The organism is Pedobacter borealis DSM 19626 (assembly GCF_000708285.2).
Lineage (GTDB): Bacteria > Bacteroidota > Bacteroidia > Sphingobacteriales > Sphingobacteriaceae > Pedobacter > Pedobacter borealis.
Window position 1 is genome coordinate 1 of sequence record NZ_JAUG01000044.1, and the last position, 26,319, is coordinate 26,319.

Below are 26,319 nucleotides of genomic sequence, written 5' to 3' on the forward strand. Positions count from 1 at the left end.
GGCCCATTGCTGGATTGACAAAGCGCTTTGGGTAATTGGCGCTCCAAAATGCGCCAGCATTCTTGAGCACAAATAAAAATAACATGATCTGCGAAAAACTACCATGCCCCGCGGCAAAGAGCGAAAAAAAAATGACATTTGTGCCTTCTTAAGGAATCAAGGCCAGTTAATAGCAGGAAAGATGCTGAAATAAATTCTGCATGACGATCGCCTTAGGCAGAGGAGCCAAAAAAATCCAATCAGAGAAAAATGTGCCCAAGCGGTAGTATTTACATTGGCACTACAACGAACGGCTGTAACCTAAGAATTACTGCAAATGCTTTTCAAAAAAGGCAATATATGGCCTACGATACACCTAAAAATCTGATTTCAATCAAACAAAAAAGGTTCAGCTGTTTCCAACTGAACCTTTAGGTTTCATCCCGCCTTGGCGGTAATAACAATTATCTTAAATCTACCACTTCAACACCAGGATATTTTTTGGCATCGAAAGCAAAAGTAGTTTCTGGTACATTTACATTTGGCGAAAAAGTTTTCACATTGTAAGTGTATTTGTTGCCATTTTTATCAAATAACACCACGTTTGCAATTTGTTTAGCTGTTTTATCGATACTTAAACGTACTTTAAAAATCGATTTTTTAGCGTCAACAGGTGTTAAATCAATCATTTGGTAAGTTTTGGCACCTACTTTTTCTTCACCTGTGTACACATATTTAAATCCTTTTTCGTAAACCGTAAAAATCTTAGCAGGGTTAATGGCATCGCCACTGTTATCTACATTGCTCACCTGCACCTCTTTGTCTTTTTTCAAATAAGTCCATTGACTTTTACCATCGCTAAACAATTCTTGATTCGTCATCGCCACTTTATACTTATTAGAATTGGCTTTAACATACAAAGTACCTTGCTGGGTTTCTTTTACTTTTGCCTTCGGATTATCCAAAGTGAAGGTAAAATCTGTTTTTACAATATTATACGATTTGTATTTTTTACTCACCTCAGCTAAAATGGCTTTAGCTTTCGCATCAGTTTGAGCATAAGTTGAAGTTGTAAAAGCAACTACAACCATTAATGCTGAAATTAATTTCTTCATCTTTTCTTTTTTAAATTTTTCCTTTGAAACGTTAGAGTAGATTTTTTTGTATTGGTTTAATCTAATCTTTGTCATTCATACTGTTCAAGAACTGTTCCAAAGAATATTCATCCGGATACAAGACTTCACGCGCCTTACTTCCTTCAAAGGGACCAACAATTCCGGCAGCTTCCAATTGGTCGATAATCCTTCCGGCCCTGTTGTAGCCTAATTTTAGTTTCCGTTGTATTAATGAGGTAGAGCCCTGCTGATGCATTACAATCAGTCTGGCTGCATCTTCAAAAAACTTATCACGTTCGTTAGGATCAAAATCGGCCTTACTTCCCTCACCTGCTTCATCTATATATTCTGGCAGTTGATAAGCATCAGCATAACCACGTTGGTTACCAATATACTCAGAAATCCGGTCTACCTCTGGTGTATCAACGAAAGCACACTGTAGCCTGATTAAGTCGCTACCTGTAGATAAAAGCATATCACCACGGCCAATTAACTGATCGGCGCCACCACTATCCAAAATGGTTCTTGAATCGATTTTCGATAACACCCTAAAGGCTAACCTGGCCGGGAAGTTGGCTTTAATGGTACCCGTAATAATATTTACCGACGGGCGCTGCGTAGCCAGAACTAAGTGGATACCGATTGCCCTCGCCAATTGAGCCAAACGGGCAATTGGTGCTTCAACTTCTTTACCAGCCGTCATCATTAAATCGGCAAACTCATCTACCACTAAAACAATGAAAGGCAAAAAGCGGTGACCATTATTTGGATTAAGCTTGCGCTTAACAAACTTATCGTTGTATTCTTTTAAATTCCTAACCTGTGCATCCTTCAATAAATCATAACGCTGATCCATTTCGATACAAAGTGAATTTAAAGTATTTACAACTTTTTTAGTATCAGTAATAATAGCATCGGCCTCTCCCGGCAGTTTAGCTAAAAAGTGCCTTTCGATTCTATTGAATAAAGTTAACTCTACTTTTTTCGGATCGACCAGTACAAATTTCAACTGTGCAGGGTGTTTTTTAAACAACAGCGAAACCAGAATGGCGTTAATACCAACCGATTTACCCTGACCAGTTGCTCCTGCCACCAATAGGTGAGGCATTTTAGCCAAATCTGCAATAAAAACCTCATTACTAATGGTTTTACCCAATGCAATAGGCAAATCCATAGTGTTTTGGCTCCATTTTTCGGTATTTAGAATGCTGCGCATCGGCACCATTTCTGGGTGTTGGTTAGGTACCTCTATACCAATTGTACCCTTTCCTGGCATTGGTGCAATAATACGGATACCTAAAGCTGCTAACGAAAGCGCAATGTCATCCTCCAGGTTTTTAATCTTCGAAATCCTTACCCCAGGAGCTGGAATAATTTCGTAAAGGGTAACCGTTGGACCAATGGTTGCCTTAATCTTATCAATTTCTATATTGTAATGATTAAGGGTTTCGACAATTTTATTTTTATTGGCTTCCAATTCTTCGGCATTTACCGAAATTTTATTGGTGCCATAATTTTCGAGCAAATCTATTGTTGGGTATTTATAACCAGATAAATCTAGTTTTTCATCATAATTACCAAACTGTTCAACCAGATCATCCGATTTTTTTTCTTCTTCAGTTTTTTCGATCGTAAAAGCAGGTTCCTTTTCGGCTTCAATTGGTGGTTCTACTGTTAATGGAAGTGTTGTTGCCGCAGCAGTAGCAAGAGGTAAATTGGTAGCCAATGGAGATAATACAACAGGTGCTACAGTTTCTTCCTCTTCTTTTTCTTCGAAACGGCTTGGCTGCAAGACCACATTTTGTTGTTTACGTTCGTTACTTATTGGCTTATCACGTACCGGAAGTTCAATGGATGATGAAGGTTCTTCGAAAGTTTTGTTTTTTACTGCCTGCTCTCTAATATCATTTACATAATCTGGCGTTTCGTTGTCCAGGTAAACCTCTTTCTCTTTACGCTCTGGAAATTTGAAATCGATATTATATGCGATGATTAAAATGGTTAATCCCGCAAAAGCAATTAATCCCGCCACCCCAGCTGCGCCAATTTGGGCATTTAATAATTTATTGCTCCAATACCCAAATTCACCTTCTAAATAATGTGGCGATTCTGACCAGAAACTATGTGCAAAACCTAGGGTTAAGGATATAAACAATAAAAAGAAAAAGCTATAACCCAATGTTTTCGAGATGGAAAGGATTTTAACTTTAAATAATAAGCGGTAGCCGATAATAAAAAAGGCCAAAACGAACAGGAAAGATGCAATACCGAACCATTCGTAAATAAACTGGTGCGATAACAAAGCGCCAAACTTACCTAACCAGTTTTGAACTACTGGTATAGAAACACCAGCTTCTTTTAGTTCTTCTGTTGTTTTAAAAAGATTGCCCCAACCACCATTTGCATCGATTACATAACTCTGGTCATCTTGCCAGGTAAATAAATACGAGGTAAAAGCAATTAAAAAATATAACGACAATATCACAAAAAACAGACCTGCAATTTTAACTGCACGGCCATCTGCCAGATCGAAGCTTGGCAAAAAATCTCTTTTTTCTTTCGGCTGCCGACCTGATGATGATCTGCCAGGTGCACTTTCTGCACCCTTATCTCTGAATGTATTGGTTTTAAACTGGTTACCCCTTACCGACATTTTCTATCCTAAATAATTTAATATTGAACAAACTTAGATAAAACTGCGCAGCATTAACGAAAGCCTAACAAAAAAAATAATCACAAATTGTAAGCATTGCTGCTAGGGCTTTCATCATACCACTCCCTATTTTCAAGAAGCGCTAAATTTGCACCTCTATCTATTGGTTTTATAATCTGCCTTAAATTAAATAAAAATATTCATCGGGCATTAAACCTTAAACAGAAATTATTGTCTATTATTTTAACAACACACAAGTTGTTACGTTTTTGTCAAATGAAACGGATTTTGTTTTAGGTTTTATCCCGTTTTGCCTGGAGAGGTTAAACGGGATTTTTTATTTATAGACCTTAGGTTTTTAAAACCTTAAATATATGGATACCAGTCCACTTAGGTGATTCATATTATTTTGAAAAGCAGGGTTCGGCCCATTTCGGCTATGATAGTCTTGCTATCACTTCAAGTCCTCACTCGTACCTCGTTCCGGGCTTTTCGTTCTATCAGGTTTATTTAACTGAGTCTGTAGTTCTGTGGCTTGCCAGACCTCGCAGGTTTTAAAAACCTGCGAGGTATAATCTTTGCTAATTTGCCTTACACTATATATATTTAGGCAATAAAGTTTACAATTTCTTAATTTTTGTTAATTTAAAGCGATTTTTGAAACAATATTATGGGCATAGCGCAACTCGAAGAACAAATTGAGGCTGGAAATTTACAAGCAGTAAAAGAAATTTTGGTTGAAAATCCAAAATTGGCAAATATTGACACCTCCCATCACATTTCGCCATTGTTATTGGCCTGTTATTATAAAAAACAGGAAATCGCTGATTTAATTGCTGAATTTGTAGATGACTTAACTTTGTTCGAAGCTTGTGCAGTGGGCAAATTTGATGCAGCGTCGCAATTAATATTTCAAAATCCCAATAGTATTAACGAATTTTCGGAAGATGGATTTACACCACTAGGTTTAGCCTGTTATTTCGGTCATGAAGATCTAGCCCGTTTTTTAGTTTTAAAAGGTGCGGATGTTAACCTGCCATCGAAAAATGGATTTAATGTATTTCCGATCCACTCGGCAGTTGCCGCCAACAATTTTAATATTACCAAGATACTTTTAGAAGCTGGTGCCTATCCAAATGTTTGTCAGAAAGCAGGATTGGCACCCTTACATACCGCCGCACAATTAGGAAATATAGAATTGATTATTTTATTGTTAGAACACGGAGCAGAAGTTTCTTTGCGCATGGAAGGTGGAAAACTGCCTGCAGATTTAGCCGCAGAAAAAGGCTTTAATGAAATTGCAGAGATTTTAAGAGACGATGATTAATTAGTCTGGAGTCGTGAGTCTTTAGTCAAGAGTCTGATTTAGCAACCATTTTCCATCATCCATACTACCTCTTACATTTTATTCCCAAATCCTTAACCGCATTCTTTTCATATACGTCCTGATATCGAGCACAACAGCGGCCAAAAAATAGAACAATATTGGAAAACCCACCGCTAAAAACGACGAATAAATAAAAAACAAACGCACTTTCGCTGTGCTCATGTTCAACTTGTTAGCCAAATAAGTAGAAACGCCAAAACTCTGTTGTTCAAAATAGGTTATAATTCTTTGGAACATTTTAAGCTTATTTTAAAAATCTTAATAACAATACCACAAGATAAAATCATTGGAAACCGAAATCATAATTTGATTTCCAAACTCTAATTTAGCAATAATAATCGGTTAAATTTTCAATAGCATATTCTATCTCGATTATTCCAAAACCAATTTTTCGAAATCCTGTTTATCCTCGTGTTTAATAAAAAGCGTTTGTTGTTCTTCCAGTCCTGAAAACTTTTTGATCAGTTCTGCCTTAAATTTATGGATATCAACATCTTTGTTTAAAATAACAGTTAAGGCATCGGCATTACCCCTAACCTCAATAATCTGATTAGGATATAGTTCTTTTAGCTCATGTGGAAATTCCATAATTTAAAAACAGATTATAGGGTAGAAAGTTTTGTTTGAAATCAGCACCTGGTTAGGCCTGCTTTAAAATTTTAATTCCAATACCACAATATAGACATTTTTTCTCATCGCAGTATTGCTTTTTCAGCTGCAAAATTCCTTGCGAAGCAAATGCATGATCCATCTTCACTCCTGCCCCGGTAAATTTATCTGTGATCGCATTTTGCTCAGCTGGCAAACGCTCCAACAATTTTATCGCCCTGCTAATGTAGTATTGTGTACCCGTGTGTTTACCATACGCGAATAAAAACAAAGCCACCGTATTTAACAAAACATTATCAACGGATGTTTTCCCAATTTGTGTATTTACACCAGAAGTTTCTTTTTTAAAATGATAATGTGTTTTCCAGTAATCGTTTACCGGTAGGTTTTCAAACAAAGCATGCAATTGGGCTATATCTTTGATTTCCATAATTTTAGAAAAAAGATGGTTGGCTTTTACAATTAACGCTGCAAATTGCGCCAATCTGATCGTAGGAAAGTTTTGCGGCCTCATCCGCATAAATTTCCACATCGAAGCTTCTATAGGTTTAATATTATATTTCTTTCGAAGAAACTGGAATTCGGCCTTTAACTTTTTAGGGTATTCCTCTTCAAACTGATCATTTAAAAAACCAGCGGCACCAAAAACCAGCGCTTCAATTTGGTTTGGGTTATTTTTGTGCTTGGCATAAATTTGCTGCGAAACGGCTTTAGCAAACAACTCAAAAGGAAGGGCGTTTATTTTAAAGCCAAAATTACGCGCCATGAAACGGTAGAAAGTCTCATCCCAATTCCCATTTAATTCGTTTAAAGTTTCAGTTACAGCATTCGTTTTTTGCTCGAAACGCTCTATTAAGGTTCTTGATAAAAAAGAATCGACAATTAATTGATCTACCGCTCCAATTTGTGCAATGCAAGGAAAATCAGTTAGTGTGAGAAATAGGTTTTCGTATTTTTTAATGAGATCGGCAGAGATACGCTGTTTTAATTCCAAAACGGGCAAAACAGTATTGTCTATTCTTTTTATTTCCGCATCATGCTCATAAACAACATGTAAGATTACATTTTCGTAGGCGGGATTAATCTGGTGATTGTGTTTTAACCAGTCTGACGACCGGAGATGAATTTCTACATTACCAGCCCATGTAGTATCGTTAATTTCGATTTTCGCGTTAAAAAAATCCGGCCCAGCATTTTTGTTTAACAAGCCTGGGTTGATAATTTTCAAGTTTTCTCCAGCAGTAGTTTGCAGCCCGCTATAATCAAACGACCTAAATTGCCATACGTAATGAAGAAAATCTTCTGGAAAATTCATTCTTCAAGGTAATGAATTTATTTGGCTATAACTAACTTATAAGTTTAAATTTTGAGCTTCTTTGGAGTAGTTATTAAAAACATAGGTAACCAAATAACGGTGGTTCTCACTTTTTTCGAATACAAAGTACCAGGTTGTTTTCTGACTGATATTAAAATGGATTAGCCAACTGCCATGATGACAAATAGTCTTCGGAGCAATGTAACACGATCTTGCTTTCAGCAATATCAATCAACCTGATAACGTAATCTATAGCACTTTCGCGGATACTGAAATAGTTTTCGTAAAAAAGCACATCAACCAGTTCATTAAGATAAAGCAGAACGGAGGGATTGAAGCGCACTATTTCCAAGGCAGGGTATTAATATGCTGAATGGCTGCTGCTTTAAATTCAGAAGCCGATAAACTTTCCTCCCACTTCGCATCAAAAGAAGTATGCGTTGCAGACGTCTTTACATAAGCTACGCGCTCTTCATTAACCAACGGAAGCTGGCCTTGATTTAAAACCTGCATCAGTTCTTTCTTTTCGGCTGCTGAAAGTTTTTTTACATGCTCAAGTAACGACTTAAAGTCCATATTATCAAAAGGGTTAGTCATAGGCGAAGTCTAAATGATTAAATATAAGGATTTTTACGCAAAGAAAAAGCAATCCACCTAATCAATATTAGCTACAGTCATTAATATTGAATTGTATACCATAAATAATTTCTCAAAGTAAACAACTGAAATATTAAATTTTTTATACCAACCCCGCTTTAATCAAAATCTGCTCCATTTCTTTTTGAAGTTTCAACGCTTCTTCCCTGGCCTTTTCTGCAAAATCTTCTCCCTGGCTGGCATAAATAATGCCTCTCGAAGAATTAATCAGCAAGCCGCATTGTGAATTTAGGCCATACTTGCACACTTCATTTAAATCTCCTCCCTGTGCGCCAACGCCCGGCACTAAAAGAAAGTGATTCGGTGCTAATTTACGTACATCACCAAAAGCGGCGCCACGGGTTGCTCCTACTACATACATCATCTGTTCATCTGTAGCCCAGGTTTGCGATGTTTTAAGTACTTTTTCGAAAAGTTTATCTTCGCCAATTTCCTGCAATTGAAAATCGGCATGGCCGGCATTCGAGGTTAAAGCCAAAAGAATTACCCATTTATCTTTAAAAGTTAAAAACGGTGTTACCGAATCGCTACCCATATAAGGTGCTACGGTAACCGAATCGAAACTCATATCTGATGATGCGGCATTGAAAAACGTTTCGGCGTACATGGCAGAGGTATTTCCAATATCGCCTCTTTTAGCATCAGCAATAGAAAAAATATCCTGAGGAATATATTTCCAGGTTTCGATCAAAGTTTCCCATCCCTTTTTTCCATAACACTCGTAAAAAGCAGTATTCGGCTTATAAGCTACACACAAATCTTTTGTGGCATCAATAATCTGTTTATTGAATTCCAGAATCGGATTTTCATACCTCAATAAGTGTTTTGGTATCTTATCTAACGAAGAATCTAATCCGACACATAAAAATGAACGTTTTTTTTGTATCTGCTCGAAAAGTTGTTGCTTTGTCATATATGGGCTTATTTGCTGCAAATATGTAGATTTTTAAGTTTTCTGAGCGACAAAATAATGCTCACATTAATTATTTTTATAAACATTTTAAACTTTTGCTTGCAGATTACGTTTCAAATACATACAATTGCAACATAATTTCTCAACCGTTTATCTGAATATCCCAGAAAAAATTTATCAAGACTTGTTTTTTGTTACCATTTTTTAAAAGCACATTTTGCTTTTTATTCAGCTTGTAAACAATTATGAAACAATTTGAGCATTTTCCATAATGAACTCATTTAATGTTTTATAGCCTTAAGAATTTATACACAATGAAAAGCCAGGCCTACACTAACACAAATATATTTAAGCCTGTGTAGATTTATAACAGAAAACATCCGTTATAAACAAATGAAAAATTTCTTGAAACATATATATTTAGAATGTTTAGTAAAACAGAATTAAATGATAAGCTCACAACAGAATTACGTGAGCTAGCAAAAAGCTATGGCATTGAAGGTGCCGACTCCCTAAGAAAAATCGACCTTGTTGAAGTACTTTTACACCAACAAGAAATTATAAATGCTGCTAAAGCCGGTGTAGACCCTTATAGCGAAATCGAACCTATTGCAGCTACTCCTGCACCTAAAACCAAAGCTGTAAAAGCACCAAAAGTTGCCGCAGCTGCGGCCGCCGCTTCTACAGTGGCCGCTGAAAAACCAGCTACTACGGCCGACAAGCCTGTTAAAAAAAGAGCAAGATTAACGAAAGATGAGCCTGCAGCGCCAATTGAAAGAAGAAGAGATGCAGTAACGTTATTTGACGAGCCTCAACATCAACAACAGCCAGAAAGACAACCAGACAGAATTATTGAATCTGAAGAAAGTGTAAAACCTATCTCAGCTTTAATAGAAGAAAGTGCAGAAGTACTTCCGGCAGCTCCGAAACAAAAACAAGAGCCTAAAGAAAAGCAGGAAAAACCACAGCGCGACGAAAACCGCCAGCAAAAACAACCAGGCGGTGGCAATCACCACAAAAACGAAAACAGTTACTCCAACTTGGATTTCGATAACGTAATTACAAATGAGGGTGTTTTAGAAATTATGCCTGATGGTTACGGTTTCTTGCGCTCTGCAGATTACAACTATTTAACTTCTCCTGATGATATTTATGTATCGCAGTCTCAGATAAAACTTTTTGGTTTGAAAACCGGTGATACTGTAAAAGGTAGCATCCGTCCGCCAAAAGAAGGCGAAAAATATTTCCCGCTGGTTCGCGTAGAAACCATTAACGGCAGAATTCCTGCTGAGGTTCGCGACCGTGTTCCTTTTGATTATCTGACTCCACTTTTTCCAACAGAAAAATTAAATTTATTTACGGATAACAGTAATTACTCTACCCGTATTATGGATTTATTTACACCAATTGGTAAAGGACAGCGTGGTTTAATTGTTGCACAACCAAAAACAGGTAAAACTAACCTGCTTAAAGAGGTTGCAAATGCAATTGCTAAAAACCACCCTGAAGTTTATTTAATTATCTTATTAATTGATGAGCGCCCAGAAGAGGTTACCGATATGGCCCGTAGTGTAAGAGCAGAGGTAATTGCGTCAACTTTTGATGAACCGGCCGAGCGCCATGTTAAAATTGCCAATATTGTTTTAGAGAAATCGAAACGTTTGGTAGAAAGCGGACATGATGTGGTAATCCTTTTAGATTCGATTACACGTTTGGCCAGAGCTTACAATACAACAGCACCGGCATCAGGTAAGATATTATCAGGTGGTGTTGATGCAAACGCATTACACAAGCCAAAACGTTTCTTCGGTGCGGCACGTAACATCGAAAATGGTGGTTCGTTAACCATTTTAGCTACCGCATTAACCGATACAGGTTCTAAAATGGATGAAGTGATCTTCGAAGAATTTAAAGGAACAGGTAACATGGAGCTACAATTAGATCGTAAATTATCTAACAAACGTATCTTCCCTGCAATTGATATTACGGCTTCAAGTACCCGTCGCGATGATTTATTGCTAGATAGAGATATTTTGCAACGTGTATGGATTTTACGTAACCACCTTGCCGATATGAACAGTCAAGAGGCGATGGAATTTGTTCAATCTCAAATAAAAGGAACAAAAAGTAACGAAGAGTTCTTAATTTCGATGAACAGCTAGTTTAAGGCTGGAAGGCAAAAGGTGTAAGGCTTAAGGTTCCTATTTGGATGCCTAAACCTTACACCTTAAACCTTATACCCTATACCTCATGAAAAAGCATCTCCCTAATGCGATTACCTGTGCAAACCTTTTTTCAGGTTGTATCGGAATCGTTTTCGCATTTAAAGGCAATCTAGAAACCGCGGCCTATTTCGTTATTTTCTCTGGAATTTTCGATTTTTTTGACGGTATGGTTGCACGTTTATTAAATGTAAAATCGGCAATTGGAAAAGATCTTGATTCTTTGGCAGATATGGTAAGTTTTGGGCTCTTACCGGGGGTAATCATGTTTCACTTGTTAAAGGCAAGTGATTATTCATCTGAATACCTTCCATATCTTGGATTTATCATTACTATTTTTTCGGCACTGAGACTGGCCAAATTTAACAACGATACGAGGCAAACAGAAGATTTTATTGGTTTGAATACGCCCATGAATACTTTGTTTATCTGTTCTCTACCTTTTATTGCCAACGATTATCCTCAGGTTATTGCTTCTAGCATTTTACTGATTGCCATTACAGCAATTACAAGTTTTTTACTGGTGAGCGAAATCAAAATATTCTCTTTAAAATTCAGCGACTTAAGCTGGGCGAAAAATAAAATTAAATTCATCTTCCTCATCCTATCGGCTATATTAATTGCTTTTCTAAAATTTGCAGCAATTCCTTTTGTATTGGTACTGTATATTGCTTTATCGGTATTGCATTTTAGGGGTGCTACAACTAATCACAAAATATAACTAAGTTTTCCCGCAGATTAAGAAGATTAAAATCGCTGATCAACGCGGATTAGATTAATCCTTTAAAATCTGCGTTCCTTTGCAAAAGGAAAAGGTCAATATGCTATAGTTTTTTAACCTCAAGCGGATCTGTAATATTTCTGCAAATATCGAGCATCGTTTCTCCAAATACAGGATGCACAATCTCTGGTGCAATTTCAGCCAAAGGCTCCATTACAAATTTTCTATCCTGCATATGGGGATGAGGTACCTGAAGTTTATCCGGAATATTGATAATTTCATCTCCAAAAAGGATCAGATCGATATCAATTAACCGTTCTCCCCATTTATCTTTCCTTACCCTGCCCAATTCCTGTTCGATACTTAATGCATGCTCTAAAACTTCAAGCGCCGTTAAACGGGTGCGTAAACTTACAGCTTGATTCAAAAAAAAAGGTTGGTCGGTTTTACCCCACGCAGCGGTTTCATAAAGAGATGAGATGGCGATCACATGACCAATTTTATCGTTCACTAGTTCGATGGCCTTTTTCAAATTCGCCTCCCTATCGCCTAAATTTCCACCCAGTAACAAATAAGCCGTGTTGTACTCTAAAGCTTTATTAAGCATCATGTATTTTTATATCTTTACAACACAAAATTAAAACATTTAAATGAGAGAATTCTTTAAGTATTTATTTGCCTCTATGCTGGGCTTTTTCTTATCAATAGTAATTGTATTTGTGATCTGCTTCGTAGTTGTTGTGGGTTTAATATCTTCTATTGATAGCGACAAAACCGTTGTTGTGTCTAACAATTCGGTACTATTCCTAAATTTAGACCAGGCCATTACAGAACGTACGCCCAAAAACCCATTCGGAAACCTGCCAATTGTTGGTGGTGAAGAAAAAGATGGTATTGGCTTAAACGATTTCTTAAAAGCCGTACAAAAAGCCAAAACAGATGATAATATTAAATGCATCTACCTGAATGTGAGCAGTCCGAATGCAGGTTTTGCAACTTTGCGCGAAGTTAGGAATGCGTTGATCGATTTCAAAAAATCTCACAAAAAAATTATTGCCTACAGCGAAGTGTATACACAAGGCGCTTATTATTTAGCTTCAGTTGCTGATAAGGTATATCTAAATCCCGAAGGCGCTTTAGAATTTAAAGGTTTTAGCTCTGAATTAACTTTCTTTAAAGGAACTTTAGAAAAAGTTGGAGTAGAAATGCAGGTTATCCGTGTAGGAAACTATAAAAGTGCAGTAGAGCCTTTCATTTTAGATAAAATGAGCGATTATAACCGCAAACAGGTTACAGCTTATGTTGGCGGATTGTACAATACTTTCTTAACTGATATTGCGCAAAGTAGAAACATTCAAAAAGATAGTCTTTATAACATTGCCGATAATTACAAAGTACAACAGCCACAAGATGCCGTAAACTTTAAAATGATCGATGCCCTGAAATATAAAGATCAGATTTTAGAAGAGCTGAAAGGGTTATCTGGAAGAACCAGGGGTGAAAATATCCGTTCGGTTACGATTAATGATTATGCGAAAAATAATACAGATACTGGCGAAGGAAAAGATAAAGTAGCCGTAATTTATGCCAATGGCGAAATTAATGGCGGCGAAGGTTCTGACAACCAGATCGGCTCGGAACGTATTTCCAGGGCAATTAGAAAAGCACGATTGGATGATAACATTAAAGCGGTGGTTTTACGTGTAAACTCACCCGGAGGTAGCGCACTTGCTTCGGATGTGATTTGGAGAGAAATTGTATTGACCAAAAAAGAAAAACCAGTTATTGCATCGTTTGGCGATGTTGCCGCATCAGGCGGTTATTACATTGGTTGCGCTGCTGATAGCATTTTTGTGCAACCGAATACCATTACAGGTTCTATCGGTGTATTCGGTATTATCCCGAACTTCCAAAATTTAATGACCAACAAACTGGGAATTACATTTGACGGCGTTAAAACCGGTAAATATGCCGATATTATGGCCACTAACCGCCCTATGACTGCAAGTGAAAGATTCATCATCCAAAATGAACTGAACAGAATTTATAGCGGTTTTGTAAGCCGTGTGGCCGATGGCAGAAAGAAAAGCAAAACATATATAGATAGCATTGGTGGTGGCCACGTTTGGATCGGTACAGATGCCGTTCAAATTGGTTTGGCTGATAGAATAGGAAGTTTTAACGATGCCATTAAGGCAGCCGCTAAAAAGGCTAAATTAAAGAATTATAAGGTTGTAGAATATCCAGATGTAATTGATCCATGGAAATCGTTAATGGATGAGGGTACAGACAGGATTAAAACCTATTACACCAAACAGGAACTTGGCGATAACTACATGCTTTACCAACAAATGAAAAAGGTAATTGCAAGCTCTGGCATTCAGGCCAGAATGCCGTTCGAGGCAGTAATTAAATAATAATTAAACCTCGCAGGTTTTGAGGGCTGAAGCGCTTAAAAACCTGCGAGGTTTATATAAAATGGATATTTTGTTGATAGTCCATGGTTAAATAGTTAATAGCCTTGAGGTATGTGCCAGTAAGCAATTGACCATGGACAATAAAACTATGAACTAATTAACCTGTCTTCCATCCCCTACTTTTATTCAATTAACTTCCATCCGGGATGCAACGTTAAATAAGTTGCATTAACCGGAATATTCACCTGATGAACCGTTAAGGAAATACTTTTCCCTTTTAAAAATTCAAAGCCAATTCCATCTTTTTTGGCATCATAAACCGTAACGGTATCTTTATCTTCATTTAAATAGGCAGAAAGTTTTTCAATGGTTGGGAACTTCAATTTCACATCTTCCAACGTGCTCCCGGTTGCCAAGCCATCCTTTGTTTTAAACTTATTGGAGGTAATCCGAATCTGTTTTACATCTTTTACAAGCATACTGGTATCACGATAAGAAGAGTATACCGCAATTTCGTTGCGGTGTTTCGCGGTAGAATCGTCACTGTACCAAATCCCCCAGGCTTTTCCCATTGCGGCATCACCGGCATTTGGCCTGCCTAATTTTTTACTTACCTCTTCCATATCCTCTCCCAGCGCAATTTCTCCAACTGACCGACCAGCGACAACCAGGAAGCGCTCATCAACACTTTGCACTGGGGCTGATGTTAAATTACTTATTGAATCGGCATTTTGATCTGTTTTACTGGCAGATTGACAAGCGGCTACACTCATACTTAATCCCAAGAGGGCGAATTTTATAGATTTCATGATTGTAAAACAACAATTAATAAATTTGTGTTTTAATTTTATGAGCACAAGAAGGATTTGAGGCATTATTTCCTAATTTTACCCCTTATGGAAAACAAGACCATCGCCCGTACCTTACGCCTTCTGTCGCAGCTTATGGAACTGCACGAAGAAAATCCCTTCAAAATTAAATCTGTTGCAAATGCCTATTTTAAGGTAGATAAATTACCCTTTGCTTTAAAGGATAAACCTTTAGAGGAACTGGATAAAATTGAAGGTATTGGTAAAGGACTGGCTTCCAAAATCATTGAACTTCTCCAAACAGGAGAATTAAAAGAACTTAACGAAATTCTAGAGAAAACGCCCGAAGGTGTAGTAGAAATGCTGGCCATAAAGGGCATCGGACCGAAAAAGATATTCATTATCTGGCGTACCTTAGGTATAGAAAGTATAGGTGAATTGTATTATGCCTGTAACGAAAACCGCTTAATTGAAGCCAAAGGTTTCGGTTTAAAAACCCAGGAAGAAATTAAGAATGCGATCGAATTTAAACTGGCGGCCAACGGACGGTTTTTATACGCCCAGGTTGAAGGTTTTGCCAAAACTATATTTACACAGCTTGCAGATTGGACTGGAAAAATTGACAACAGTGCACTTTTGGGCTTCGCCGGTCAATACCGCCGTGCCTGTGAGATTATCGATGAACTGGAAATTGTGATCGGTGCTGAACAAATTGATGCCCTTAAACAAAACTTGCCTGCTTTCGAAGCACTTTCTTTGATTGAAGCAGAAAATTCTTTCATCTGCACTACTGAAGCTGGTTTCAGGATAAAAATTTATGCAGTTGAAAAAGCTGAATTTTATTTACAATGGTTCAAACTCACAGGAAATGCCGAACATGTAGAGCAGGTTTTAGCTTTAGCAGGTAATGGTCCTTTTACAAGTGAAGAAGAAATTTACGGCAAAGCAGGTTTATCTTTCATCGTTCCTGAACTTCGTGAAGATTTTGATGAAATCGACCTGGCGAAAGCCGATAAACTCCCTAACTTAATCCAATATGAAGATTTAAAAGGCAGTTTGCACAACCACTCTACCTGGAGCGATGGCGTACACACCCTGGAGCAAATGGCTGTATATTGTAAAGAAAACTTAAATCTTCAATATTTTGGGATCTGCGATCATTCTAAAACCGCTGTTTATGCAAAAGGTTTAAACGAGCAACGTGTTTTTGGTCAACACCAGGAAATTGATGAACTAAATAAAAAACTCGCTCCCTTTAAAATCTTCAGAGGTATTGAGAGCGATATTTTAAGTGATGGCTCATTGGATTATTCAGATGATATTTTAAAAACATTCGATTTTGTAGTGGCTTCTGTGCACAGCAATTTACGTATGGACGAAGCAAAAGCAACCGCACGTTTGCTAAAAGCTATTGAAAATCCATATACCACCATTTTAGGGCATCCAACAGGCCGTTTATTGTTAAGCAGAGCCGGATACCCGATAGATTATAAAAAGATTATTGACGCCTGTGCAGCAAATAAAGTAGTGATCGAAATCAATGCGAATCCTCTACGTTTGGATTTAGACTGGCGATGGCACCGTTATGCTTTAGATAAAGGTGTATTGCTTTCTGTAAATCCAGATGCTCATAGAACAGAAGGTTTCCACGACATGCATTACGGTATTTTAGTTGCCCGCAAAGGTGGTTTAAGTGCCGACAAATGTTTGAATGCTTTTTCTTTGGAGGAGATAACGGAGTATTTTAACAGTAGAAAGGTTTAGGGTTTAGAGTTTAGGGTTTAGGGTTTAGGGTTTAGGGTTTAGGAGAAACAGGCCCGAAGTCATCTTGTTTTAAATCTCACAAATAAATCGGTACAATCTTAAAATCTGTGTAATCACCCCCCAGGAAAAATCTGTGTAATCCAAAGATCTGTGTAATCAAACCTTAAGGAATCTTTTAATATCTTTGCCCCATGATAAGTGAAATTGCCAACCGCATATTTAATCAAGTAATTACAGACTACCATAAGTTTGATGATATTGACCATCCGGTTGAAAACCCATATGATGCCGAAAGTTTAGAGCATCTTTTTTACGTTAAAAACTGGATCGATACCGCCCAATGGCATATGGAAGATGTGGTGCGTAACCCTCAAATTGATCCTGTTGAAGGCTTGAGCTGGAAAAGACGCATTGATGCACAAAACCAGGTACGAACCGATATGGTTGAGTTTATTGATGGCTATTTCTTAAATCTTTATCAGGGAATTTCAGCTTTACCAGATGCGAAAATCAATACAGAAAGCCCAGCATGGGCAATTGACAGGCTTTCTATCCTGGCACTAAAAATTTATCATATGCAGGAAGAAGCTGAACGTGAAAGTGCCTCAGCTGAGCACCGTATGCAATGCCAGACTAAATTAAATGTATTGTTATCACAACGCGAGGATCTTTCAACCAGTATTGATGAATTATTGGCAGATATTGAGGCAGGCAAAAAATACATGAAAGTATATAAACAAATGAAAATGTACAACGACCCGAGTTTAAATCCGGTATTGTACAATAAAGCATAAATTAATCAACCACAAAGGCACGAAGAACACAAAGAATGCCTTGGTGCTCTTTGTGCCTCCGTGGTAAAACATTATGGCCGCAACCCAAAAAATTATTGTTTTACGCTTTTCGGCAATGGGCGATGTGGCCATGGCGGCCTCCGTTTTACACGAATTTTCAGAGCAGAACCCCAACATAGGGATCATCATGGTGAGCAGACCTGCGTTTAAGCCATTTTTTGATGGCATTCCGAACCTGATCTTTCACCCTATCCAGCCTAAAACTGTCCATAAAGGAATTGATGGTTTATACAAACTCTATCAGGAACTCCGCAGCTATAAACCAAGCGCAATAGCCGATTTACACGATAATTTGAGGAGTAGGGCAATTTCTACGTTCTTTCGTTTAACCGGAACAAAAATTAATCGGATCGATAAAGGAAGAGCAGAGAAAAAGAGATTAACACGCAACAATAACAAAGTTTTTAAACCCTTAAGAAAAACGGTAGAACGTTATGCTGATGTTTTCCGCGAATTGGGATTTGCGGTTAAACTCAGTCATAAAATAAATAAATCCCCTCAGGAAATTCCAGCAAATGCAAAAGATTTATTTGTTAATAAAGCCACAAAAAAAATAGGTATCTCCCCTTTTGCGCAACATGTTTATAAAGTATATGCTTTAGAAAAAATGGAAGCCGTAATTGCCACATTAAGCAGATTGGGTTATGAACTTTTCATATTTGGTGGTGGTAAAACAGAACAGGAAGCTGCCGAAAACTGGGCGAAAACATATAAAAACGTTTATAATTTAATTGGTAATTTTAACTTAACGGAAGAGCTTGCCATTATCTCAAACTTAGATTTAATGCTAAGCATGGATTCATCCGGCATGCACATGGCATCGCTTGTTGGTGTGCGTGTTGTATCTATTTGGGGACCAACACATCCATATGCTGGCTTTTTGGGTTACGGGCAATTGGAAAGCGACTGTATCCAGATTGATCATCCTAGCAGGCCAAATTCTATTTATGGAAACAAACCCTGCCTTTGCGGTGTTGAAAACTGTATAGACTTAATTAAGCCTGAAACAATTGTAGATAAAATTAAAGAGAAATTAAATGGCTAAGCAATTACTTTTGGTTCGTCACGGTAAATCGGATTGGGGAAACTTAGATTTAAAAGATTTCGACCGACCGCTAAACAAACGTGGCAAAGAAAATGCACCAGAAATGGCAGAAAGACTAATTAATAAAGGCTTCAAATTAGATCTGATTGTAAGTAGTCCGGCAAAAAGAGCCAAATCTACAGCTAAATACTTTGCAGAAGCCTATAATATTGATCAGATCCAGTTCGAAGAATCTATTTACGAAGCCAATACCACAGCCCTGCTTAAAGTGGTTAACGGATTAAATAATGGCGCAGACCATGTAGTGCTATTTGGTCATAACCCCGGTTTTACAGATTTTGCGAACGAGTTATGCGATGCCGATATTTACAACATTCCAACTGCGGGCATGGTGTTAATTTCTTTTCCTTTTGATTCATGGCAAATGGTAAGCAAAGGAACAGGAGAATTGGTGTTTTTTGATTACCCGAAGAATAGTGATGAAGTTTAAGGCTTTTTACCATTAAGGGATTAAGAACATTAAGGCTTAAATTCATTACAGATTGGCTTTTCAGCTAACTGTATAAATACTTAAAACGGCTTTAGTTCATTGGCGCTGGAAAGATTTTCCCGACAAGCACAATCTGACGTAAAATAAACCCGGTAGTAGCGGCAGCCCCCGATCCTTTATCGGGGCTATAGCGAATGACGGGCCTGAAGACGCCAAGAACTACTGAACGAACATTTCTAAAAAAAATATCGCATCAATTTAAAATATCTCAAATCAGGTATGAATACCACAAATCAAATAATTTTATTACCTTTGAACATATAAAACGAAAATCTGGCAATAGACATTTCGGTGAATTCATAACCTAAACTCCTCTGGTTATTTCATAATTCGTATCGCCAGAAAATTTATCCATTAATTTATCTGAACATGAGTTTTGACTATAATACTACGCGTAGCCATTTAATTTTATCGGAATATGGCCGTAACGTACAAAATATGGTGAAGTATATCTGCGAATTACCCACCATTGAAGAACGTAATAAATATGCCCAGGCGGTTATCGACCTGATGGGTTTTTTGCAACCACATTTACGTGATGTTGCCGATTTTAAGCATAAACTTTGGGATCACCTGCACATTATTTCTGGCTACCAGATTGATGTAGACAGTCCTTATCCAAAACCATTAATTGAGAATGCTTACATTAAACCAGAGCCCCTGGCCTATCCTCAACAAAGAATTACCTACAAACACTATGGTAAAACGGTTGAGAATTTAATTGAAAAAGCCATGCGCGAAGAAAATGCCGAAATTAAAAAGGCAATGGTTCAAAGCATCGCAAATTTTATGAAAATGGCTTATGTTACCTGGAATAAAGATAATGTGAGTGATGATACCATTATTAAGGACTTAAAGTACCTTTCTGGCGGATTGTTATCACTTGATGAAGGTGTTAACCTGGCCAAGGTAGAATTTAGAGCGCAAAACCCTCGCCAAAATAATAACAACAACAATAACCGGGGCAGAAGCAACAATAATAACAACAACGGAAAAAACCGTCAGAATAACAACAATAATAACCGTCAACGCAACAACAACAATAAACCTAAGTATTAAGGTTGAAGGTTAAAGGCAGAAGGCGGAAGGTTAAAATATCCGCCCAATCTTGATACTTGATACTTTGTACTTGATACTAAAAAAATATGAACGCATTTGAAATAACAGGCGGAATTAAATTAAAAGGCGAAATTACCCCTCAGGGAGCCAAGAATGAGGCTTTACAGATTTTATCGGCTGTATTGCTTACCGAAAAGAAAGTAACCATCAGTAATATTCCCGACATTAAGGATGTTAACAAACTGATTGAATTACTTGGCGATTTAGGCGTTACTGTTGATCGCATCAATAAAGACACTTATACCTTTGAAGCTAAAAATATTGATTTAAATTTCTTTGAATCTGATACTTTTAAAGCTAAAGGTGGTGGTTTACGTGGCTCCATTATGATTGTTGGGCCATTGTTGGCACGTTTTGGTAAAGCAGCAATCCCGAAACCAGGTGGTGATAAAATCGGTCGTAGAAGACTGGACACACACTTTATAGGTTTCGAAAAGTTAGGTGCAAAATTCGTTTATGATAGCAAAAAAGCTTTCTTTAATGTAGATGCAACCAATTTAAAAGGTGCATATATTTTATTAGATGAAGCATCGGTAACCGGAACGGCAAATATTGTAATGGCGGCTGTTTTAGCAAAGGGCATTACTACGATTTACAATGCTGCCTGCGAACCCTATTTACAGCAACTTTGCAAAATGCTTAACCGCATGGGTGCAAAAATATCGGGCATTGGCTCTAACTTGTTAACCATTGAAGGCGTTAGCGTTTTAGGCGGAACTGAGCACAGAATGTTGCCGGATATGATCGAAATTGGCTCTTTTATTGGTATGGCTGCAATGACAGAATCTGAAATTACCATTAAAGATGTTTGTTATGATGAACTGGGTGTAATACCAGAGGTTTTCAGAAAACTGGGCATTAAATTAGAACGCCGCGGCGATGATATTTACGTTCCTTCTCAAAAACATTACGAAATTGATACTTTTATTGATGGCTCGATTTTAACCATTGCCGATTCTCCCTGGCCAGGTTTTACGCCTGATTTATTGAGTATTGTTCTCGTTGTGGCTACACAGGCAAAAGGAAACGTTTTAATCCACCAAAAAATGTTCGAAAGCCGTTTATTCTTCGTGGATAAACTGATCGATATGGGTGCGCAAATCATCTTATGCGACCCGCACCGTGCAACTGTTAATGGTATTGATAAAAAATATAAACTTCGCGGAATCAGCATGACCTCTCCAGACATCAGAGCTGGAGTTTCATTGTTAATTGCAGCTTTATCTGCTGAAGGTAAATCGACCATTTACAACATCGAACAGATTGAACGTGGCTATCAGGACATCGACACCCGTTTACGTGCCTTAGGTGCGCAGATTAAACGTGTAAATGCTGATGCACCGAGCCATTAAGGTAGAAGGTTAAAGGTATAGGGTTTAAGGTAAAACCCAAAAATAGCATAAATAAAAACGTCCGGGTAATAATTACCAGGACGTTTTTATTTTGGTAACTTTTTAAGGGAAATCGTCATGCTGAATTTATTTCAGCATCTATTAGTCTTAACATTAAGACCCTGAATAAATTAGGGTGACAACCAGGGATTGCTTCGGGATCAGCATCTTCCATGCGATAAAGATCCTGAAACAAGTTCAGGAGGACGATCGCAGGAACTAACCACCATTACCCCGATATCGCATTAATAATATCGTATTGTGTGATAATTTCGATCTTTCCAGATTCATCTTCTACTAAAACGGCCGAGTTTTCTTTATTGATCAATGAAGAAATTTTATCAATTGAGGTATTCAAATCAACAAATGGGAAAGTAGCCGTCATAATTTCTGAAATCGGCGCGGATTTTAAGCCTGGATTTTCAAGTAATGCGCTTAAAATATCACTCTCTGCGATTTTACCTACAATCATTCCTTGTTGTGTTACCGGAATCTGAGAAATATTCATCGATTTAATGGTATTGATGGCCTCAAGCACAGATTTTTGTGCATCAAGTGTTACAATCTCTGTGCTTTCTTTTTTAGCCAGGATAGATTTAGCGGTTAATTTTTCATCCTGTAAAAATCCGCGTTCGCGTAACCAATCTTCATTATACATTTTGCCCATGTAACGGCTGCCGTGATCGTGAAAAATAACGACAACAACATCTTCAGGCTTCAGTTTATCTTTTAGCTGTATTAATCCGCCTATGGCAGCACCAGCAGAGTTCCCAACAAAAATACCTTCTTTACGCGCAATGTCGCGTGTCATTAAAGCAGCATCTTTATCTGTAACCTTTTCAAATAGATCAATCACATCAAAATTTACGTTTGCAGGAAGGAAATCTTCGCCAATACCTTCTGTGATGTAAGGATAAATTTCATCCTTATCAAATATGCCTGTTTCTTTATATTTCTTGAAAACTGAGCCATAGGTATCGATTCCCCAGACTTTAATATTTGGATTCTTTTCTTTCAGATATTTTCCTGTTCCAGAAATGGTTCCACCAGTGCCCACGCCAACTACTAAATGGGTAATTTTTCCTTCAGTCTGCTCCCATATCTCAGGACCAGTTTGCTCATAATGAGCCTGTGAGTTGGCTAAGTTATCATACTGATTAGGTTTCCATGAATTTGGAACCTCGCGTTCTAAACGCGAAGAAACTGAATAATAAGAACGGGGATCTTCAGGCTCAACGTTTGTAGGACAAACGATTACCTCGGCACCAAAGGCACGTAAAGCATCAACTTTTTCTTTTGATTGTTTATCAGTTGTGGTAAAAATACATTTATAACCTTTAATAATGGCTGCCATAGCCAGGCCCATACCTGTATTTCCGGATGTTCCTTCTATAATTGTTCCACCTGGTTTTAATTTACCACTTTTCTCGGCATCTTCAATCATTTTAACCGCCATACGGTCTTTAATTGAATTGCCTGGGTTAGTAGTCTCTATTTTCGCCAGGATTGTTCCCGGAACTCCTTTTGTTATCGTATTTAATTTTACCAATGGCGTGTTGCCAATGGTTTCTAAAATATTATTGTACCACATGTTGCAAAATTAAGCAATGGCATTAAGTATTTTATAAACTATATTTTATTTGAAACATAATTTCGAAAATAATAAATTAAAAGAATTTAATTCCATAATCTATAATTATGATAGGCATTATAGATTTATTATTGGGCAGAATGCAATTTCACTTTCTTATAAGAGTTTATATATCTTTCCCGGTAACGAAACAATAATCCCCTGCATCTCTAATGTGAGGATTACGATTGCCAGTTTACTTTGCTGAATATTCAATTGAATGCAAAGCTCATCTATAGAAAGTTGGCCGTTTTGTAATGCATCAACAACCCGCTGTTCGTTAGGGGTAAGGCTAAGGTGTAGTGTGGTTTGCGCTTCCTTTTTCTTTTCTCCCACCTCATCATCCCAACCCAAGTAATAAATCAGATCATGAGCATTATTTATTAATCCGGCCCTATTGGTTTTAATGAGGAAATTACAGCCCTCCGAAAAAACATCATTTGTTCTACCCGGAAAAGCATATACATCTTTATTGTAAGAATTTGCGATTTCTGCGGTAATTAAGGCGCCTCCCTTTTTTGATGCTTCAACTACAATGGTCGCATCTGCAATCCCTGCAATTATCCGGTTTCTTTGTGGAAAATTAGGCCGATCCGGATTGGTAAGGATTGGGAATTCGGTGAGCAGGCTTCCATTCAAAACCATTTTTTGAGCAATCGTTTTATGAATTTTTGGATACATTCGATCTAAGCCATGACCAAGCACACCAACGGTAGGAATATTATTTACCAAGCATTCTTTATGGGCCGTTATATCAATACCATAAGCCAAACCACTCACTATCAAAACATTGTACGGCGCTAAAACTTCGCATAATTCTTTACAGAGATTTTTCCCGTAGCTTGTTGCATTACGGGTTCCAACGATGCTGATGATACGCTGATGGTTAAAATCAACCGTACCTTTAGCATAAAGGAGTAGCGGCGAATCGATGCAATTCTTTAACCTTTTAGGATATTTTTCATCAGAGAAAAACAATACTTCTATTCCATGTTTTTCAATAAAATCTAGTTCTTGCCTGGCCCTAACCAAAGCGTCGGTACTACGAATGGCTTCAATTGTTTTCTCTCCAATACCCGGAATCTGCAAAAGCTGCTTTTTGTTTGCAGAAAATACGTTTTCGGCGCTTCCACAATAGGCAAGAAGATTTTTGGCCGTTACCGGACCGATAGATTTAATAAAAGTTAAGGCAATTTTATGGAGCATGCTCATGATCTGATAAGGTTAAATAAATGCGGGATGATTTATTTCCTTAAAGCAAGCTTAAAAATCAATATCGATTAAACTTTTTAACGGAATATGAATATTATTTTTCAGCTGTATATATTTTTCTGTAACAGCCCAAACCGTAGTATCAACTCGTTTCGGACCAATGGTAGTATTAAAAGTAATGACGGCTTTTGATTTAAACTCATTACCCAGCCGTTGCGCTTCATCAAGTTTTGTTTTTAATTCGGTAGTGTGATCTTCTTTTGCATTGATGATGTTTAAATAACTGATATGTTCCTTTTCTACAATTTCTATTGGCATGGTATCTCTTTAACGATTAATGTTAAACAAGCTTATCAATTTTTTATAAAAAAAACAACAATATTTTCTCAAATAATGCAATAATTACATAAAAAAGGCCAGATTTGAAATACAAAACCGGCCTTTTTAGTACAATTTACAGCTAATTACTTAAATTTCAGCTTTCTAGTTTCAACCATACCTTTAAATTCGTGATCAAGCTTTTCATTTGCTGCATCTATCTGAAGCCTTGTTGCCCCTGAAGTGCTGCTTAATGCATTATCTTTGGCCAAAGCCATGAAGGTATTGTTGGCAGAATAATATAAAGCCTGGGCCAACATCTTTTCTGCTGGATTTCCAAAATCTTTGGTTAAATCATCTGTTACATCTTTATCAACAGTCATACCCGAAAAATAATCACCCTGGTCTAATTGGTTTTTGGTTTGGAACTGTGGAATATATAAGTCGTTTTTATCAATTCTTAAAGAGAAAAAGCCTACAGGTTTCCCATACGTAGTTTTACCGATTAATTTAACATCCATAACGGGCTTTAAATTGTTGATTAAAAGCTCACTTGCAGACGCCGTACCACCTGTTACAATAAAATAAACTCTGGTTAAGTTATTCAGTGAACCTCGTTTTGCAAAAACCTCCTGGTTTCCTGCTGCTATGGTTGGTTTGTAAGAATAATCTGCATAAGAGTAAAGTCTGGTTACACCATCGTTACCTTTTGCATAAAATTTCTGGTTTTGCAAAATGGTTGCGGCTCCATCTTGCATTGTTTTGGTCCAGTATGTGGTATACATTACCTTGCCATTTTGTGAAACAGGTGCAATCAGGTTTGTAAATGCTTCTGAAGTAGCCACCGAACCGCCACCGTTATACCTTAAATCTACTACAAGCTCTGTTACGCCATCAGTTGAAAATTTGGTAAAGGCAGCCTCTAATGCAGATACTGAATTAGTAGTAAAGCTATTAAATACAATGTAACCAACTTTTTTGGCACCAACGGTATAAGTATTGCTAAATAAAACAGGTTTTATATCATAGCTACCACGGTTAATCACAATATCCTGTGTAGTATTATCAGGTTTTAAAACCGTTAGCGAAATGGAAGGGTTATTGCCAAATATCGAAGCATTTAAATTAGCTATATCGGTATTGCTCGATCTGGAAGTGCCACCACCGTTAACTTTAGTAATTTGGTATCCTCGTTTTAATCCCTGTACATCAGCAGGAGAACCCGGATAAACATACTTTACCCTTAATAAATCGGTAACATCAAAATTTGCAGAAAAACCATAATCTTCACCTGCTCCACCAAGTTGAGTGGCTACGCTACCGTCATCTATAAAAGAATATTTATCTTTTCCACCTGTACTTGGCAAAGCTTTTATTGCCGCCAAAACTGCCTGATTTGAGCCATACTGTCTTGGATTAAAAGATGAGTAACTTGGCATACCCACATTCCAGAAATAAGTTTGCTGTGCATAGAGGTAAATTGAATCTTTGGTCAATTCGTCCCTCGTTCCTGAAGCCCCTTGTGGTGCACCATTACCATCAGGATCACTGTTAGATTTTTTACACGATACTGTAAATCCAACCACAATAAGCAAAGCATATAAAAATGCATTTTGCGAAATAATTTTTTTAAGCATAT

Annotated in this window: 24 protein-coding genes; 10 read left to right on the forward strand and 14 right to left on the reverse strand. The window is 37.4% G+C overall.

All coding sequences use genetic code 11. The features are described from left to right. Positions 1 to 443: 443 nt before the first annotated feature. Positions 444 to 1,094, reverse strand: coding sequence for an outer membrane lipoprotein periplasmic chaperone LolA1 (lolA1, locus tag AW17_RS13215; RefSeq protein ID WP_029277132.1), 651 nt, complete (start codon positions 1,092 to 1,094; stop codon positions 444 to 446). 61 nt (positions 1,095 to 1,155) lie between these two features. Continuing rightward, positions 1,156 to 3,747 carry an FtsK/SpoIIIE family DNA translocase gene (locus AW17_RS13220; RefSeq protein WP_029277133.1) on the reverse strand — a complete coding sequence of 864 codons (2,592 nt, stop codon included), beginning with the start codon at positions 3,745 to 3,747 and terminating at the stop codon, positions 1,156 to 1,158. 670 nt (positions 3,748 to 4,417) lie between these two features. Between AW17_RS13220 and AW17_RS13225 the strand changes: the two genes are divergently transcribed. Continuing rightward, positions 4,418 to 5,074, forward strand: a complete 657-nt coding sequence (locus AW17_RS13225; protein WP_029277134.1) for an ankyrin repeat domain-containing protein — start codon at positions 4,418 to 4,420, stop codon at positions 5,072 to 5,074. A gap of 78 nt (positions 5,075 to 5,152) precedes the next feature. On the opposite strand, the gene AW17_RS13230 is transcribed toward AW17_RS13225, so the two are convergent. The 6 genes from AW17_RS13230 to pyrF form a co-directional block, all read right to left on the reverse strand. Beyond that, positions 5,153 to 5,371 carry a PspC domain-containing protein gene (locus tag AW17_RS13230; RefSeq protein WP_029277136.1) on the reverse strand — a complete coding sequence of 73 codons (219 nt, stop codon included), beginning with the start codon at positions 5,369 to 5,371 and terminating at the stop codon, positions 5,153 to 5,155. Between the two features lie 135 nt (positions 5,372 to 5,506). Further along, positions 5,507 to 5,722, reverse strand: coding sequence for a hypothetical protein (locus tag AW17_RS13235; RefSeq protein WP_029277138.1), 216 nt, complete (start codon positions 5,720 to 5,722; stop codon positions 5,507 to 5,509). Between the two features lie 52 nt (positions 5,723 to 5,774). After that, complete coding sequence (locus AW17_RS13240; protein ID WP_029277140.1) at positions 5,775 to 7,058, reverse strand: DUF2851 family protein; 1,284 nt, start codon at positions 7,056 to 7,058, stop codon at positions 5,775 to 5,777. A 151-nt stretch (positions 7,059 to 7,209) separates the two neighbouring features. After that, entirely contained in the window at positions 7,210 to 7,410 is a 201-nt protein-coding gene (locus AW17_RS24210) for a hypothetical protein (protein ID WP_157280294.1), read from the reverse strand. Continuing rightward, on the reverse strand, positions 7,401 to 7,655 hold the full coding sequence (locus tag AW17_RS13245) for a hypothetical protein (RefSeq protein WP_029277142.1): 255 nt from the start codon (positions 7,653 to 7,655) through the stop codon (positions 7,401 to 7,403). Before AW17_RS13245 ends, AW17_RS24210 begins: the two co-directional genes overlap by 10 nt. Positions 7,656 to 7,797: 142 nt before the next feature. After that, entirely contained in the window at positions 7,798 to 8,628 is an 831-nt protein-coding gene (pyrF, locus tag AW17_RS13250) for an orotidine-5'-phosphate decarboxylase (protein WP_029277144.1), read from the reverse strand. Positions 8,629 to 9,053: 425 nt separating this feature from the next. Between pyrF and rho the strand changes: the two genes are divergently transcribed. Further along, positions 9,054 to 10,790 (forward strand): transcription termination factor Rho, encoded by a 1,737-nt coding sequence (gene rho / locus AW17_RS13255; RefSeq protein WP_029277146.1) that lies wholly within the window; start codon positions 9,054 to 9,056, stop codon positions 10,788 to 10,790. 88 nt (positions 10,791 to 10,878) lie between these two features. Beyond that, a complete protein-coding gene (pssA, locus tag AW17_RS13260) occupies positions 10,879 to 11,571 on the forward strand; it encodes a CDP-diacylglycerol--serine O-phosphatidyltransferase (RefSeq protein ID WP_029277148.1) in 693 nt (230 codons plus the stop codon). Between the two features lie 103 nt (positions 11,572 to 11,674). Here the strand turns inward: pssA and folK are convergent, their stop codons facing one another. Further along, positions 11,675 to 12,181, reverse strand: coding sequence for a 2-amino-4-hydroxy-6-hydroxymethyldihydropteridine diphosphokinase (folK, locus tag AW17_RS13265; RefSeq protein WP_029277150.1), 507 nt, complete (start codon positions 12,179 to 12,181; stop codon positions 11,675 to 11,677). Between the two features lie 40 nt (positions 12,182 to 12,221). On the opposite strand from folK, the gene sppA reads away from it, so the two are divergent. Further along, entirely contained in the window at positions 12,222 to 13,988 is a 1,767-nt protein-coding gene (gene sppA, locus AW17_RS13270; RefSeq protein ID WP_029277153.1) for a signal peptide peptidase SppA, read from the forward strand. Positions 13,989 to 14,170: 182 nt separating this feature from the next. On the opposite strand, the gene AW17_RS13275 is transcribed toward sppA, so the two are convergent. Next, positions 14,171 to 14,797 carry a hypothetical protein gene (locus tag AW17_RS13275; RefSeq protein ID WP_029277154.1) on the reverse strand — a complete coding sequence of 209 codons (627 nt, stop codon included), beginning with the start codon at positions 14,795 to 14,797 and terminating at the stop codon, positions 14,171 to 14,173. 87 nt (positions 14,798 to 14,884) lie between these two features. Between AW17_RS13275 and AW17_RS13280 the strand changes: the two genes are divergently transcribed. The 6 genes from AW17_RS13280 (at position 14,885) to murA (ending at position 21,481) form a co-directional block, all read left to right on the forward strand. Further along, complete coding sequence (locus AW17_RS13280) at positions 14,885 to 16,561, forward strand: helix-hairpin-helix domain-containing protein (protein ID WP_029277156.1); 1,677 nt, start codon at positions 14,885 to 14,887, stop codon at positions 16,559 to 16,561. 191 nt (positions 16,562 to 16,752) lie between these two features. Then, on the forward strand, positions 16,753 to 17,355 hold the full coding sequence (locus tag AW17_RS13285; RefSeq protein WP_029277158.1) for a DUF4254 domain-containing protein: 603 nt from the start codon (positions 16,753 to 16,755) through the stop codon (positions 17,353 to 17,355). Between the two features lie 73 nt (positions 17,356 to 17,428). Continuing rightward, the gene (locus tag AW17_RS13290; RefSeq protein WP_029277160.1) at positions 17,429 to 18,460 is read left to right on the forward strand and encodes a glycosyltransferase family 9 protein; all 1,032 of its coding nucleotides are present in this window, start codon (positions 17,429 to 17,431) and stop codon (positions 18,458 to 18,460) included. Beyond that, positions 18,453 to 18,950, forward strand: a complete 498-nt coding sequence (locus AW17_RS13295; RefSeq protein WP_029277162.1) for a SixA phosphatase family protein — start codon at positions 18,453 to 18,455, stop codon at positions 18,948 to 18,950. The genes AW17_RS13290 and AW17_RS13295 overlap by 8 nt, the downstream gene beginning before the upstream one ends. Positions 18,951 to 19,379: 429 nt before the next feature. Beyond that, entirely contained in the window at positions 19,380 to 20,069 is a 690-nt protein-coding gene (locus AW17_RS13300; RefSeq protein WP_029277164.1) for a DUF4290 domain-containing protein, read from the forward strand. A gap of 86 nt (positions 20,070 to 20,155) precedes the next feature. Next, the gene (gene murA, locus AW17_RS13305; protein WP_029277165.1) at positions 20,156 to 21,481 is read left to right on the forward strand and encodes a UDP-N-acetylglucosamine 1-carboxyvinyltransferase; all 1,326 of its coding nucleotides are present in this window, start codon (positions 20,156 to 20,158) and stop codon (positions 21,479 to 21,481) included. A gap of 268 nt (positions 21,482 to 21,749) precedes the next feature. On the opposite strand, the gene AW17_RS13310 is transcribed toward murA, so the two are convergent. From AW17_RS13310 to AW17_RS13325, 4 genes are all read right to left on the reverse strand, one after another. Then, positions 21,750 to 23,111, reverse strand: a complete 1,362-nt coding sequence (locus AW17_RS13310; protein WP_029277167.1) for a pyridoxal-phosphate dependent enzyme — start codon at positions 23,109 to 23,111, stop codon at positions 21,750 to 21,752. A gap of 156 nt (positions 23,112 to 23,267) precedes the next feature. Continuing rightward, a complete protein-coding gene (gene dprA / locus AW17_RS13315; RefSeq protein ID WP_029277169.1) occupies positions 23,268 to 24,362 on the reverse strand; it encodes a DNA-processing protein DprA in 1,095 nt (364 codons plus the stop codon). Positions 24,363 to 24,413: 51 nt separating this feature from the next. Beyond that, positions 24,414 to 24,680 (reverse strand): hypothetical protein, encoded by a 267-nt coding sequence (locus AW17_RS13320; RefSeq protein WP_029277171.1) that lies wholly within the window; start codon positions 24,678 to 24,680, stop codon positions 24,414 to 24,416. Between the two features lie 146 nt (positions 24,681 to 24,826). Next, a complete protein-coding gene (locus tag AW17_RS13325; protein ID WP_051691828.1) occupies positions 24,827 to 26,317 on the reverse strand; it encodes a S41 family peptidase in 1,491 nt (496 codons plus the stop codon). Positions 26,318 to 26,319: the final 2 nt, after the last annotated feature.

Coding starts and splice junctions, on each gene's coding strand:
- AW17_RS13295 (WP_029277162.1), top strand. CDS start 18,453: ATGGCTAAGCAATTACTTTTGGTTCGTCACGGTAAATCGGATTGGGGA.
- lolA1 (WP_029277132.1), bottom strand. CDS start 1,094: ATGAAGAAATTAATTTCAGCATTAATGGTTGTAGTTGCTTTTACAACT.
- dprA (WP_029277169.1), bottom strand. CDS start 24,362: ATGAGCATGCTCCATAAAATTGCCTTAACTTTTATTAAATCTATCGGT.
- AW17_RS13230 (WP_029277136.1), bottom strand. CDS start 5,371: ATGTTCCAAAGAATTATAACCTATTTTGAACAACAGAGTTTTGGCGTT.
- AW17_RS13275 (WP_029277154.1), bottom strand. CDS start 14,797: ATGAAATCTATAAAATTCGCCCTCTTGGGATTAAGTATGAGTGTAGCC.
- AW17_RS13235 (WP_029277138.1), bottom strand. CDS start 5,722: ATGGAATTTCCACATGAGCTAAAAGAACTATATCCTAATCAGATTATT.
- AW17_RS13285 (WP_029277158.1), top strand. CDS start 16,753: ATGATAAGTGAAATTGCCAACCGCATATTTAATCAAGTAATTACAGAC.
- sppA (WP_029277153.1), top strand. CDS start 12,222: ATGAGAGAATTCTTTAAGTATTTATTTGCCTCTATGCTGGGCTTTTTC.
- AW17_RS13225 (WP_029277134.1), top strand. CDS start 4,418: ATGGGCATAGCGCAACTCGAAGAACAAATTGAGGCTGGAAATTTACAA.
- AW17_RS13280 (WP_029277156.1), top strand. CDS start 14,885: ATGGAAAACAAGACCATCGCCCGTACCTTACGCCTTCTGTCGCAGCTT.
- AW17_RS13245 (WP_029277142.1), bottom strand. CDS start 7,655: ATGACTAACCCTTTTGATAATATGGACTTTAAGTCGTTACTTGAGCAT.
- pyrF (WP_029277144.1), bottom strand. CDS start 8,628: ATGACAAAGCAACAACTTTTCGAGCAGATACAAAAAAAACGTTCATTT.
- pssA (WP_029277148.1), top strand. CDS start 10,879: ATGAAAAAGCATCTCCCTAATGCGATTACCTGTGCAAACCTTTTTTCA.
- AW17_RS13300 (WP_029277164.1), top strand. CDS start 19,380: ATGAGTTTTGACTATAATACTACGCGTAGCCATTTAATTTTATCGGAA.
- AW17_RS13290 (WP_029277160.1), top strand. CDS start 17,429: ATGGCCGCAACCCAAAAAATTATTGTTTTACGCTTTTCGGCAATGGGC.
- murA (WP_029277165.1), top strand. CDS start 20,156: ATGAACGCATTTGAAATAACAGGCGGAATTAAATTAAAAGGCGAAATT.
- AW17_RS13240 (WP_029277140.1), bottom strand. CDS start 7,058: ATGAATTTTCCAGAAGATTTTCTTCATTACGTATGGCAATTTAGGTCG.
- AW17_RS13220 (WP_029277133.1), bottom strand. CDS start 3,747: ATGTCGGTAAGGGGTAACCAGTTTAAAACCAATACATTCAGAGATAAG.
- AW17_RS13325 (WP_051691828.1), bottom strand. CDS start 26,317: ATGCTTAAAAAAATTATTTCGCAAAATGCATTTTTATATGCTTTGCTT.
- AW17_RS13320 (WP_029277171.1), bottom strand. CDS start 24,680: ATGCCAATAGAAATTGTAGAAAAGGAACATATCAGTTATTTAAACATC.
- folK (WP_029277150.1), bottom strand. CDS start 12,181: ATGATGCTTAATAAAGCTTTAGAGTACAACACGGCTTATTTGTTACTG.
- AW17_RS13310 (WP_029277167.1), bottom strand. CDS start 23,111: ATGTGGTACAATAATATTTTAGAAACCATTGGCAACACGCCATTGGTA.
- rho (WP_029277146.1), top strand. CDS start 9,054: ATGTTTAGTAAAACAGAATTAAATGATAAGCTCACAACAGAATTACGT.